Source organism: Arthrobacter sp. WCS2018Hpa-7, assembly GCF_031843805.1.
Lineage (GTDB): Bacteria > Actinomycetota > Actinomycetes > Actinomycetales > Micrococcaceae > Arthrobacter.
Genome location: NZ_JAVTJB010000012.1, coordinates 63,847 through 77,132, shown reverse-complemented (window position 1 = coordinate 77,132; position 13,286 = coordinate 63,847). Strand labels below are relative to the sequence as shown.

General features: G+C 58.0%; 10 protein-coding genes. 6 read left to right on the top strand and 4 right to left on the bottom strand.

Annotated features, from left to right (window positions below):
* Nucleotides 1-73 precede the first annotated feature (73 nt).
* Together RQH14_RS14120 and RQH14_RS14115 are read left to right on the top strand one after the other, a co-directional pair.
* On the top strand, nt 74-985 hold the full coding sequence (locus RQH14_RS14120) for an alpha/beta hydrolase (RefSeq protein ID WP_311213813.1): 912 nt from the start codon (nt 74-76) through the stop codon (nt 983-985).
* 136 nt (nt 986-1,121) lie between these two features.
* Nucleotides 1,122-1,946, top strand: a complete 825-nt coding sequence (locus RQH14_RS14115) for an alpha/beta hydrolase (RefSeq protein ID WP_311213812.1) — start codon at nt 1,122-1,124, stop codon at nt 1,944-1,946.
* A gap of 45 nt (nt 1,947-1,991) precedes the next feature.
* Here the strand turns inward: RQH14_RS14115 and RQH14_RS14110 are convergent, their stop codons facing one another.
* On the bottom strand, nt 1,992-3,875 hold the full coding sequence (locus RQH14_RS14110; RefSeq protein ID WP_311213811.1) for an FG-GAP-like repeat-containing protein: 1,884 nt from the start codon (nt 3,873-3,875) through the stop codon (nt 1,992-1,994).
* Nucleotides 3,876-3,994: 119 nt separating this feature from the next.
* Nucleotides 3,995-5,683, bottom strand: coding sequence for an FG-GAP-like repeat-containing protein (locus RQH14_RS14105; protein WP_311213810.1), 1,689 nt, complete (start codon nt 5,681-5,683; stop codon nt 3,995-3,997).
* A 508-nt stretch (nt 5,684-6,191) separates the two neighbouring features.
* Here RQH14_RS14105 and RQH14_RS14100 point away from each other — a divergent pair.
* Together RQH14_RS14100 and RQH14_RS14095 are read left to right on the top strand one after the other, a co-directional pair.
* Nucleotides 6,192-7,463, top strand: a complete 1,272-nt coding sequence (locus RQH14_RS14100; RefSeq protein ID WP_311213809.1) for a choice-of-anchor P family protein — start codon at nt 6,192-6,194, stop codon at nt 7,461-7,463.
* A 249-nt stretch (nt 7,464-7,712) separates the two neighbouring features.
* Nucleotides 7,713-8,081, top strand: a complete 369-nt coding sequence (locus tag RQH14_RS14095) for a lipoprotein (protein ID WP_311213808.1) — start codon at nt 7,713-7,715, stop codon at nt 8,079-8,081.
* A gap of 164 nt (nt 8,082-8,245) precedes the next feature.
* On the opposite strand, the gene RQH14_RS14090 is transcribed toward RQH14_RS14095, so the two are convergent.
* Together RQH14_RS14090 and RQH14_RS14085 are read right to left on the bottom strand one after the other, a co-directional pair.
* Nucleotides 8,246-9,322 (bottom strand): LCP family protein, encoded by a 1,077-nt coding sequence (locus RQH14_RS14090; RefSeq protein ID WP_311213807.1) that lies wholly within the window; start codon nt 9,320-9,322, stop codon nt 8,246-8,248.
* Between the two features lie 37 nt (nt 9,323-9,359).
* The gene (locus RQH14_RS14085; protein ID WP_311213806.1) at nt 9,360-11,054 is read right to left on the bottom strand and encodes a hypothetical protein; all 1,695 of its coding nucleotides are present in this window, start codon (nt 11,052-11,054) and stop codon (nt 9,360-9,362) included.
* Between the two features lie 238 nt (nt 11,055-11,292).
* On the opposite strand from RQH14_RS14085, the gene RQH14_RS14080 reads away from it, so the two are divergent.
* The gene (locus RQH14_RS14080) at nt 11,293-11,955 is read left to right on the top strand and encodes a hypothetical protein (RefSeq protein ID WP_311213805.1); all 663 of its coding nucleotides are present in this window, start codon (nt 11,293-11,295) and stop codon (nt 11,953-11,955) included.
* 4 nt (nt 11,956-11,959) lie between these two features.
* Nucleotides 11,960-13,237 (top strand): glycosyltransferase family 4 protein, encoded by a 1,278-nt coding sequence (locus RQH14_RS14075; protein ID WP_311213804.1) that lies wholly within the window; start codon nt 11,960-11,962, stop codon nt 13,235-13,237.
* Nucleotides 13,238-13,286 lie beyond the last annotated feature (49 nt).

The window sequence follows — 13,286 nt, the reverse complement described above, 5'->3', positions numbered from 1 at the left end:
CATGGACGAGGCTGAAGGTATGGGCGCATCGTGCGCCTTGGGAGAGGCAGGTTTGAAGAGGTCTGTGAGGAGAATGCTCATAGCTGTCAGCGCAGTAGGTGCCGTGCTGGCGCTGGGTTTGGGCACTACAACCGTGGTGAACGTGGTGGCAAGCGAGTCGGAAAGCCACCGGATCGAGTCGTATGGGGAGAGGGTGGAAGTCGAGGGCGGCTTGATGAACGTCGTGGTCAACGGCGAAGGGGAGGACATTGTCCTTTTGCCGGGATTCGGCACGTCTTCTCCTTTCCTCGACTTTCAACCGTTGGTAGACAACCTCGCCAAGGACCACCGCGTGATTGTGGTGGAACCGTTCGGGTACGGCTTGAGTGATGGAACTGAGCGGGAGAGGACCACTGGGAATATCGTTTCGGAGGTCCACTCGGCACTGGAGGCGCTTGACGTTGACAGGTACATCCTGATGGGGCACTCCATCGCCGGTATTTACGGCATTGAGTACGCCGCCCGTTATCCGGAAGAAGTCACTGCGTTCGTCGGCATTGACTCGAGTGTCCCCGGGCAGCCCGGCATGGACACCCAGTTCCCCACCGGCCTCCTGTCCGCTGCGAAGAGCCTGGGACTTCTCCGCTTGGTGGCCGCAGCCGGCGACGGGTATGGCGACGCCTACTCCGATCACACCCGGGAGCAGATGAACATGCTGACGCAGCGGAACTCCATCTCCTCTACTTACCTCAACGAGATGACCCACATCCGCACCAACTTCGAGCACGCGCTGGGGACCGGCTTCGGAGAGAAGCTGCCCCTGCTGCTGTTCGTGGTGTCGGAAAATACGAAGACTCCGGAGTGGTTGGGGTTGCATCAGAGGCAGGCCGCGAGCGTTGCCGACGGTACCGTGGTGCCGCTGCCGGGCGAGCACTACCTCCATCACACGCACGCAGCAGAGATCGCCGACGGGTTTCGGGAGTGGGAGGCCGCCCGCACACGGTAGGCGAGCCGGCTGAAACGAAAGTGTCCCGCCTGATGGGGGATCAGGCGGGACTCATCAACCATAGCCTCGCTAGCTGGTAGTTCGCCGGGTGCCCTTTGCCCTCGTCCGGCGGGGGCTCTGAGCGTACGCTGGCCCTATGGAGTCCGAGGTCAGGACTGTCGCCTTGCGCACGGGTGTCAGCGTCCCCTGTTTCGTACAAGGTCGCCTTGAACAAACAGTCGACGACGGCGGCTCGCCCTTACTCTTGCTGCACGCCTGGGGTGAGTCCTGGCGCAGTTTCGAGCGGCTGATTGCCTCGGTTCCGGACTTGGTTGTTGTGGCACCGGATCTTCGTGGACACGGTCTTGCCGAGAAGCCTTCCGGCGGCTATTCGCTGGTGGAGGTAGCCGAGGACGTGGTGGCTCTGTTTGGTGCCTTGGGTCTTGTCCATGCCCATGTGCTGGGTTCGTCCAGCGGGGGATATGTTGCCCAACAACTGGCGGTGATGCATCCGGAACTGGTGGCATCGCTGATTTTGGTTGGGGCACCGTTGAGCCTCCACGGGAAGCCGGCGTTCGCCGCCGAAATGGAGTCGCTGACTGATCCGATTTCAGAGGAGTGGGTGCGCGGGTCGTTGTCCTGGTATCGGCTGCTGCACACGGTTCCTGCTTCATACATTGAAGACCGGGTACAGGACGGGCTGGCCATGCCGGCATCCGTTTGGAAGGAGTCGCTGCGCGGCTACTACGAAGCGGTGCCGCCGACGGAAACAGGCACCATTTCCGCACCTGCTTTGATTCTCTGGGGCGCCCACGATCATCTGGTTCCGCGGCACCATCAGGAGACGCTTGCCGGCCGTATTCCGGGATCGCGGTTGGAGATATATGAGGAGACCGGCCACTTGGTGCTGTGGGAGTGCCCGGAGCGGGTGGCGGGGGACGTTGTGGGGTTTTTGAATGATGTGCGGGGCGGCTGGCCCTGATCGTTCAGGGGCCAGCCGCTCTCTACCTCGTCAAACCGAAATGAATCAGAGAATGGCCGTCATGACGTTCCAGCCTGTGCCCACCTTTGTAGCCGTAGGCCATGCTGCACCCCCGCTGCCTGCGTAAAGCCATAGCTCGCCAGTCGCGTTGCGCGCCAGGATGTCGGCCTTACCGTCGCCGTTGAAGTCACCGGGACCAACCAAGGAGTTCATGACGTTCCAGCCCTGGCCAATCTGCTGCGTCGGGAGCCAACCATTTCCGTTGCGATAAAGCTGGAGTGCGCCGGCCCCGTCGCGAGCAACAATGTCAGGAGTGCTGTCCATGTTGAAGTCTCCTACGCCTGTAATTTCGGACATCCCGTTCCAGCCAAAACCTGCATAGTAGCGAGGCAGCCAACCGCCGTTCCCGTCGCCGCGATAGACAAATAGCAAGCCTTCGCTGGAACGCGCAACGATATCGACGAACTCGTCGTCGTTAAACTGTCCGATGCCCTCAATTGCCGTCATGCTCTCCCATCCACTTCCGACCTGGACGCGTGAAAGCCAACCACTCGAGCCGTTACCCGGGTAGAGCCAAAGCAGTCCGCTTCCATCGCGGGCCAAAACATCTGCCTTGCCGTCACCATTGAAATCTCCGGGTGCGACGATGGCTGTCATGATGTTCCAGCCTTGTCCTACCAGCTTTCGGGGCAGCCATCCACCTGAACCGTCGCCGGGGTAGAGCCACAGCAGTCCGGCCGAGTCCCGGGCGATGACGTCCGCCGTGCGATCTCCGTTGTAGTCGTTCTTGACGGGCGGTTGTGTATTCCCATCAATGACGGATATGTGGTTATTGACCACCGTGTAGACCTTGTTGTTGGACGGGTTTACGGCAGCCATGAGCCACGGCGAAATCCTCAGCGTCGTTGTGCCGTTGTTCCGACCGTCAATGACTGTGGTACCTCGGTCGGCCATTGAAACATAGATTTTGTTATTCGTCGGGTTCACCACGATTTTCTTCACCCGCGTAGGCGTGGGGATTTTTGCTGTCTCCCTCATAGTGGTCCCATCGACAATACGGACGGATCCAGTATTGGATGCAGCAGCCGAACCAATGTAGAGCTTGTCTGTCGCCGGATTCAGGGTCCAGCTCTCCAGGGGGCCGTCCCAAGATAGCGAGGCGGTGATTGTGTCGCTGACGCCATCGATCACTTTGAGGCTGGAACCGGATATCGTCTTGGTTGTGATGTAGATCTTATTTTTCACCGGATTCACTGCCCAGTTAAGGACGTCAATTCCGTCGACGTTCAGAGTTGAGGTGATTTTTCCAGATGCATCAATGACACGTACGCCACCGCTGGAGAGAACGTATGTCTTGTTTGAGACTGGATTGACAGCGATCTTGCCAAAACCTGCGGAACCCGCCACGAGAGTCGGGGTATTGGTGGCTCCATCTACGACGGTGATCCCCGCCGCTGTGCTGACGTAGACCCTATTGGCCTTCTCGTTCACAGCAATATCACCGACGTATGAATCGAACGGAATTAGGGTGGATTCCTGAGTCCCTTCATCGATCACTACAAGGGCATTTCTTTCCATCATCGATGCGTCAGAACTTGCGACGTAGAGTCTGTTCGTCGCCGAGTTGACGGCCAACACCCCAGGCGAGTCACCCACCCACTTCACCTGACTCGAGCCGCGGTCTTTGACCCTGAGCACTGCGCCATCTGACCTTATGTACGCTGTGTCTGTTGTGGAGTTGAGTGCGATGGATGCGGCCTCACCCTCAATGTGGAAATCATCCCCAATAATGTCAGCCGTGGCCGGCGCCGTCGTCGTTCCCAGCGACAACGCCAGCGCCAAACCGGCGGCCACAGACGTAGACGCAGCCAGCCGCCGTCGTTGATTTACTTTCTTTAACGCGCGCGGTTCATCCAAAGCAACAGACATAAGTTCCCCCAGTAGTCGTGACGCTCCTGCGCGTCGATAGTCGGATTTTATAGTGAAAAGACCAACGACCAACCCTGATCGATCAGGATTGGCCGTTGATTTTCATCAAGTGGTGCGGGTTAGAGGATGGCAGTCATGCCGTTCCAGCCAGATCCCACTTTGCTCGCGGTAGGCCAGGCTGCTCCGCCGTTGCCGGCGTACAGCCACAGCTCGCCTGCAGCGTTGCGGGCGAGAATATCGGCCCTGCCGTCGCCGTTGAAGTCGCCGGGCCCAACGAGTGAGTTCATGCTGTGCCATCCCTGTCCAATGGTCTGCTTTGGGAGCCAGCTTCCATAGCCGTTGGGCGGGTAGAGAAACAGAGTTCCGGCGCCGTCGCGGGCTACGAGATCGGAGACCCCATCACCGTTGAAATCAGCTACGCCAGTAATCTCGGACATTCCGGTCCAGCCGGAACCGGCCCACATCCGGGACAACCAACCGCCCTTGCCATCTCCGCGATATACCCAGAGCGCGCCATCGCGGGCACGAGCTATGACATCAGGAAATCCGTCACCATGAAAGTCAATTGCCTCAATTGCGCTCATGCCTTCCCAGCCGCTGCCGACCTGCACACGAGCGAGCCAGCTGCCGGAGCCGGTGCCTGGGTAGAGCCACAACACTCCGCCTCCATCACGAGCCAAGACATCGGCATTGCCGTCTCCGTTGAAGTCGCCGGGAGCCACGAGGGCGTTCATGACGTTCCATCCCTGTCCCACCTGGAGGCGCGGCAGCCAGCCGCCGGAGCCATCGCCCGGGTAGAGCCAGAGCACCCCTGCTGCATCTCTGGCCAGGATGTCGGCCTTGAGATCTCCATTGAAGTCGTTCTTGACGGGCTGTTCCGCATTTCCGTCAATGACGCCCACAGAATCACTCTCGGAGTTGACCACGTAAACTTTGTTGTTGGACGTGTTCACGACTGCAGCGTCGGGTTCCTGGCCCATGTAAAGCGCGCTGCTGGTGTTATTTCGGCCATCAATGACGGTGGTTCCACGGCCAGTCATGGTGGCGTAGATCTTGTTGTTGGACGGGTTTACCACGATGCTGCGAACCCGGGTAGCCGTGACTATGTGCGCAGTTTCCGTCAGGGTGGCACCGTCGATTACCTTGATGGATCCGTCGCTGTTCCAAGTACCAGATTCGACGTAGATCTTGTCGGTGGCGGGGTTTACCGCCAGAGTTCCAAGTGGGCCTTCGGATGCCATGGATCGCGTGATCTTGTCAGTGGCACCGTCGATGACCTTGACGCTGGATCCGTACTTTGGGGTCGTCGTGACGTAGATCTTGTTATTTGACGGATTGATCGCGATAGCACCGATCCCGCCCGCACCCACGGACACTGTTGACGTGATCTTTCCGCTGGCGTCGATGACTTTCACAGTCCCGGCGGAAAGAGCGTAGGCCTTGTTGGTGACGGTATTGACTGCAATGTCTTGCGCACCGGCGGAGTTCAGGATCGGAGTGGCCACGTTTGTAGCGCCATCGATGATCTTGAGGCCATTTGCAGTACTGACATAGACCTTATTGGTCTTTTCGTTTACCGCAATGACGTCTGCGTTAGCGCCAAGTGTGACTGTGGTGGCCGCGTGGGTCGCGCCGTCAACTACTGCGACCGAACTGGAATCGCTGACGTAGATCTTATTCGTCGCCGAGTTTACAGCGATGCGCGACCACATGACATCGGGCTGATACACATTCGCCGTGCCAACCGCGCTGATGCTGTAAATGCCGCCTAAAGTCGACACGTAGGCTGTGTCGGTTACCGAATTCACGGCTATACTAGCCGGCTGCTCACCTACTAAGAAAACATCTTTGACGGCGTCAGCCGTTGCCGGCGCGCTAGCCGTTCCCAACACTAGTGCCAGGGTCAAAGCGGCGGTGCCGAGCCCAGCAACTGCCTGCCGTAGTCGTCCTATGTCCGCCGCCCTGAACGCGCGCGAACCACCCAAAACATTACTCAAGGAATCCCCCGGAAGTCGTGACGCTGAAGCGCGTCTCTACGGGCATTCTATAGCCCGTATGCGATTGCGGGTGAATGCTATCGATGACGGTCGGGTGGCGTGGGGTGGGGTGAAGCTCTAGGGGCTCGACGGGTGTCAGGGCCAAAGCAAGGGGACGAACATTAGAGATTGTGATGAAAAAGTTGCTCATAGTTATGCGAGAATCACAAGTTTTAATTGTGAAAAACTTCTTGGCTCTTCGGTCTATTGCCAGTGGGAACCTTGGACGTTACGGTGTGATCACCATTGCTGCATCGTGTTCTACTACTGGGGGCATTACATGAAACGTTCTATGGTCGCTTTAGCGGGCGCTCTTGCGCTTGCGCTTTCGGGCGGCGCCACCTCATCGGCCTTTGCCACTACGAGCATTACGCCGGCACAAATCACTACTGGATTTGCAGGGTCCGCATACGGGTCCTACATTTTCAACACCGACAAAACACTGACTTCCGGTCCTACTGCCAGCGCGAGCATTGCCTGCACGGGCGCTACGGGTAAGACAGCCTCCAACAACGTCAGCGGGCTTAACGTCCCAGCCGTTGGAACTGTCGGCAATGCAACCACGACTGTCAAAACAGTGCTCACCACGACAAGTAAACGTATAGAGGGGAAGTCGACCGTAGCCGGGGCAAACCTGCTGGGTGGTCTCATCACAGCAGGAGCCATAACCTCCGAAAGCACCGCTGAGAAGAACACGGCAGGTGCTTTTGCCGGGACAAATCAAACAACAATCGCTGACCTCAAAGTGTTGGGCATTGCTGTGAACGCCAACCCGGCCGCCAATACCGTTATCGACCTCAAAGTGCCGCTTCTGGGTTCGGTAGGAAAAGTTACACTGAATGGGCAGGAGAAGCGCCTGGTCGGCACCACCTACCAAGTCTCCACGACAGCACTGCGGGTAGAGATCCTTAAAGCTGGGCTTCTTGGCCTAAAGGTTGGAACAGACATCCGCCTCGGAGTTAGCAACGTCAAGTTGACGCCGCCGCAGACCGGTTATCTCGCTGGGACAGGTTATGGAACAAGGGCAACTCTGGCATCCGGTCTTATCGGGTCCGGCCCGACTGCACTGGCGTCCGTCAAATGCACTGGAGGAACGACGTCGGCGAATGTGGCCGGAGTTAACATTCCTGCTGTGGTCTCGACTGGAGCTTCGGTGACGACAGCTACGGGCGTGCTGACGCCTGAGGCAAAGAGCACTGTGGTCAATACCATCGGCGGAGTCAATGTTCTCAACGGCGCCATACAGGTTGAGGCTATCAAGGCAGAAACCAGCGCAAGTCGTGCTCCGAGTGGAGGCCCCGTTAAGCTGACCGACACCTCGACATTCACGAATCTCAGGATCGCTGGATTGCCGTCAATCAACGCTTCGGTTGCCCCGAACACAGTCATTCAGGTACCGGGACTGGGCCAGGTCACCCTACATAAGGTCAGCAAGTCATCGACCACGATCATCGTCACAATGGTCGAGATCGTCCTTAGCCAAGCGCTTGGCACTCTACCTACAGGGTCCAAAATTCAAATCGGATACTCCAACTCGAGCGTTGGAGCCTAATCATCGTAGTTCTCTGATCTACCCAAACCCACTAAGTCCCGCCAATGCACAGTTGGCGGGACTTAGTGGTTTGAACTTCGCCCTTGCCAAGCGCCCGGGGCCCGGTGGCTGCAGATCGAGTCACCACGAGGGAGGTCAGACCCCTAAGCAAGGGTGGCAAGTGGGTCCGTGGCGCAGCATCGGATAGTGTCGTCTGCGGGCCACGTGCCCACGACCTGCACTTGCTACCTCCCAGGAGAAACCACAGTTATGAGACGCGCACTCTCCGCTGCCCTGATCACACTCGCCCTGGCTGGGTGCTCCGCCCCGAGCCAGGCCGGGCCCCAGCCTACGACTACGGAGTCCAAACCAGCTGTCCCCAAAGTGACGGATGAGCAGAGCGCTGACCTTATGAAGCGCATCTCTCCTGTGGCTCCAAAATTCACGCAGGAAGAGATTGCAACTAACTCACGCTATGTCTGTGCCGCCATTCTCCAAGGCGGCAGCGACAAAGCGCTGGTGGCTACTGTAGTCAAGCATTTCAACCGCGCAGATGATCCCATAGCGGATACCGAGGCTGCTGGAGTTGTGGAAGCAATCCGAGCCAACGGGTTCTGCCAAGAGAATGGCGCATCATAGCGATTGATGCCCGCTGGGGTCCCCGTCGGCAAAGCTGGGTAATGGACTGCCTATAACGAGAGCTGTTCCCAGTTCCCTAACCAGAGCCCACAAAGGAAAGCCCCTGCACGCGACGATTGCGCGTACAGGGGCAAGACCGTGCAACATATGCCTCTGCTGAGGTGCTAGTTTCCTTTTTCCAGAGCGTGGGCGGTGACGTAGGCGCCGAGCTGGTCCTTTGAAAGGGCTCCAGCGATCTCCGCTATGGCTGTTGTGTCTGCGACAACAATTGACTGACCGTCAGCTGAACTGCCCGTTCCGAGAGTGGGCAAAGTGAACATTACTGTGTCACTTGCCCGCAGATCTTTCATACCAAGGGCAAGGCTACCGATGGCGGCGGCGTCGAAGCTCTTGTCGACGCTGATGAAAGGCGACACTGCGCTAACCATGCTGTTGACGGTCACCGGGTTGGTCAGAGTTTCCCGTGCGATCGTCTTGCTAATGATTGCTTTCATATACGCCTGCTGGTTCCGCACGCGCTGGTAGTCGCCGTCGCTGAAGGACATACGTTCACGGACGAAAGCCAGTGCCTCGTCGCCATTCAGCGTCTGCTTTCCGGCGTCGTAGTAGTGGCCCTTCATGGGGCCCTTGGCCGGTGCAAAGGGGATCTTTACGTCGACTTCGACTCCACCCAGGGCGTCGGTTAGGCCCTTAAAGCCCTCAAAGTCGACCATGGCGACGTGATCAATGCGCTGTTGGAACAGGGATTCTACAGTCTGGACCATCAGCGGTACGCCGCCGAGAGCCAAAGCAGAGTTGATCTTTGATTCGCCTTGTCCTGGAATATCTACCCATAGGTCACGCATAAGCGAGACTGCATAGACGTTCTTTCGGTCTGCCGGGATGTGCACCAGCATCAAAGTGTCGGCGCGCTGATCTGTGGAGGCCTGAGTATCGACGTCGAGTTCCGCTGACCCGCGGGTGTCACTGCCCATCACAAGGATGTTCATGGCGGCAGTGCCGTTCACTGGGTCCGCTTTCTGAGGTCGTGTCGACTCTTCAGGGAATGCAGTCTCAATCTTGGTGGTGCCCGAGTTGAATGTCTGGGCGAGGTTATAAAAGTAGGCACCCCCGATTAGGCCAGCTACGAGCACTGCGGCGGCGAAGCCAAGAAGGACGTTCCGGACGGTTTTCTTTCCGCTTTTTTGCCGTCTTGGACGGGACTCTGCAGTGGGATTTTCGGTGTCGTTCGGGAGCGTCATGAGTTCCTTGGTGTTGGCATCAGCAGTGTTGATTCTATCAAGGTGCAAATACGCCGTCCGCAAACTCCGCGTCCAGTCCGGCGTTCTGCTCGCTGCTGACGTTCACGATGTATGAGGTTCCAGGGGGCAACGTTGAGCCATCGAGACGTATGGTAATCGACTCCAGTTTCGGGTTGAGGCCTCTGTCCTCACCATGCTTTTCCACGTTGTCTGATGGCTCTGATGCACGTTCATGAGATGCGCCGTCTATGGAGGTCCACTTCACTGTTGCCTTACGACCGGACAAATTAAACCCAATGACGTTGACCAAGCCTGTGCTTTCGTTCACAACAGCGTCAGTCACGATGGGTGCCTGGTGACGAGACTGCAATTGCTCCTTCAGGGGTGTGCCGGTGCCTTTGCAAGTGAAGTAGGGATCCCACATGAAAGAAATCACTTTGGCGGCATCAGCCATCTGTTGCAACTGTCGATCCATTCTTGCCAAAGTGGTTTGCCCACGAAGGCTATTGCCACATGTATTGGTCTTTGTGGCAGGAGCCATGCCCTCTAAGTTGGCCCACAGGACGGCACCTGTGCCTGAGATGCCATCTGCTGCTGCCCGGAAGTAGTCCCTGTTGGGTGCCACATACTTCTCACCCCAGGTCCCCTTCCCGACAATGGTCTCTGCAAAGGCATCCACGGACCGGGCTGCCTCACTGGGAAGATACGCGGCGCCCTTGCCCGTTCCCATGCCGTCTTGGATCGCGATGTTCAGCGCCAGGCCGGCCGAGGTCTGGGCGATCCGGCGCATTCCAAGCCGTGCATCCTGAGGGCTGACGTTTGATGCCGACGATCTTGACTCGATATATGGGCTAATGACAGCTGATCGGGTCGGAAGGACTCGCTGTATTGCTTTGTTTTGCATCTTGTAGAGAGACAGGACGGGGTCAAAAAATGGATTGGAACTGATCGGCATCTCGAAGTGGTGGTAAAAGCCTGCAAGACCCGGAACGTCATTATTGGCGGCTTGGTATTCGAGGAAACGCTCCGTAAAGAGGTCAAGGGTATTCACATATGACAGATCGGGAAGGTAGTCCACGTCGGTCCGCTTAACCGGTGCTGGGAGTCCCGCGTAGAACTTCATGTTCAGCTCCGTTGCTGCCGAGGACAAAGCTGTGGCTGGATCTTCGGCAGACTCTTTGCTTCCCCCTACTATCACCACGTCATAAGTTCCGTCAGGTGAGGTGCAGCCGCGCCCCTCAGTGGGCAGGACCACGACGGTGTAGGTCTTGCCATTTGAGGAGACACTGCGGTCCTTGGGGCATTTCAGCATCGAGTCACCCCAGTGGCTTCCGTCAGAGTAAGTGAAGTATCGATGAACACTTATGGAGGTGCTGACGAATTTGCTACAAGCAGTTCCCTCGATGACGCAGTCGGCTGGAAGTGATTCCTCCGTTGTTGGTCTCAACAGGGTGCCGAAGGTGATCGCAGTATCTCCGCCAAGGGCACTCATTTCTGCCATCTTCTCTCGGTTAGCCGAAGGGTCGGTGTTGGCCGTGATGAAATAACCGCTGACGGGTTGGGTTGGCGGAGAGTCTGGGGCGTTGGGGGTAGGGGAGTGATTGTCCAAGGGGACGAAGGTCACACCCGCGACCATCAGGAGGGCCGCCAGCATGGCGAGCGACCATCGCCCTGCTCCTCTGGAAGATGGCTTCTGCGGCCATGATTGTCGGGAGAGGTTTGGGGGTGTCATGTATTCCTCTGAATCGACATCGGCAGAGACGACTCTACCAAGGGAGGCATTTTCAGGCCCAGTGCGGTGGGCTCTGTACGAGGTCTCTGCGGCTGAGGGGAGCTGGGTCTAGTCCATACGATAAACTAATGCGGGTCGCCCCTCCGCGGAGGGGGACGTCTGTGCGCCATCATGTCTCAGGTGGCAGCGAAAGATGGATCGTCGATAGCGTTCTAAAACATATACAACGGGGGGAAAGTTGGGCACTGGAATCAAACGTGTTCAAGCCGTGCTCGTGGTCCTTTTGCTGGCCATCATCGCGCTCATCGGCATCCAGCCCGCCATCGCAACCGAGTTGGAGCCTGGCCCCGGGAGCGAAACCGGGCAACCAACCGATCCAGGAACCCCGACTAAACCAGTGGTACCGCCTGTTGTTGTCCCTCCCATTTTGGAGCCGTCGCCTACGCTGACCCCGTTGGAGCCTGAGCAAAGCCCAGAACCCGTTCCTCCGTCAATAGAGCCGGCACCTGTTGTTCCGCCCGTCCAGGAACCCGCAGCCCCTCCGGTCGTTGAGCCGGTCGCACCCGCGTCTCCCGCGCAGGAACCGCTGTTGCCGGTCCTGCCTACGGACGCCGGGATTCAAGGCTTCGTTGAAGAACCTCTGGTGCCTGTGGAAACCACGTCGGCTCCGACAGAGCCAACACCGTCCCCGACGCCGACGGCGTCAGCAACTAAGTCAGCTGCGCCACCTGTTGCCAGCGCCGATATTGCGGGTCCGCTGAAGGTCGCGCTGGCACCCGTCGCTGAAAATAACCCCATCGTTCAAGGGGTTACTGTTCTCGTGCTGATTCTGCTGGGTGTTGCCTACTTCCGGGCTCTGCGTTCCAAAGGGAGCCCTCGCCCCCGCCTCAACGGCAAGTAGGCCCATGGGTAACTCCCTCATCGGGGACAAGGCTGCGGAAATTACCGCTTCACCGATGCGCCTGATGCTCCTCACGCACTCTTACTGGCCCGAACATAGCCCGCCTCAACGTAGATGGGCATCTCTCGCTCGAGAATTCCGTAGGGCTGGCTGGGACGTTGACGTTGTGGCACCTGTAGCGCATTACCCAAACGGCCGGCGCAATCTGCCCCGCAGGCAAGCGGGACTCGCTTTTTCGCACCAACGCGGTCTCCACGGAGAGACCATCCGCCGTGTCCCTTATTTACGGCACATGGGCACTTCGTCCCTGGCCCGATTCATGGATCAGCTTTTCTCTGCCATTATGTCCGTGCCCGTTGGTCTTGGAGGAAAGAAGCCCGACGCCATCCTTGCCACGGCGCCCAGTCTCCCCACTTTGGCTACCGGGTACGTTCTGTCCAAGCTCAGGAGAGTCCCCTTTATTGTGGAGATGCGTGATGCTTGGCCGGACCTCGCGCGGGACGCCCGCATCGTCCAGGGCAGCGTAAAGAGCGTAGTTGAGCACGCTGTGGAGTTCTTGCAGCAACGTGCAGATCTGGTCGTGACTGTGACAGAAGGATTCGCTGACACGCTTCGAGCGAGGGGCATCAAACACGTAGCAACGGTAAGCAATGGCCTGGACCTCCACACCGTCCCATTCCTTGAGCCGCCTGCTCTGGACCGGAAGGAGTTCCGTGCTCTCTATCTCGGAAATCACGGCAAGAGCCAGAAATTGGACATCCTTATCCGAGCCAGCGCGTTGTTGGGTGATGGCTTTCATCTAACCCTGGTCGGCCAAGGAACAACCAGGCCTCAACTGGTCAAGCTAGCCCGAGAGCTGAATGCGCCAGTGACGTTCTATCCCTCGCTTCACGGACCGGCTGTGCTGGAAAAATATCGGGAAACGGACACATGCATAGTGTCTCTTCGCGATGACTGGAAGTCTTTTGAAACAACCGTACCGTCGAAGACCTACGAGGTTCTGGCCATCGGCAGGCACGTGACCGCAATCGTTCGCGGTGAGGCCGAACGAATTATCCGCGAAGCTAAGGCCGGTGATGTGGTTCACGCCAATCCGGAGGCTGTTGCTCAACTGTGGCGCGAGCTTGCCCAGGACCGCCAAAGGCTTACAGCAGGCAAAAGTGGTCGGGACTGGGTAAGCGAGCACGCGGACTATGCGCACCTTGCCCTGCAATATATGCAGGAGATCGCCACCGTAGTTAGTAAGAACTCCCATGCCTCAGGACGGCGGGAGTCAAAGTGATACACATCCTGAACAACTTCAAGTTGGCAGCAAGCACAGTTTCTGAACA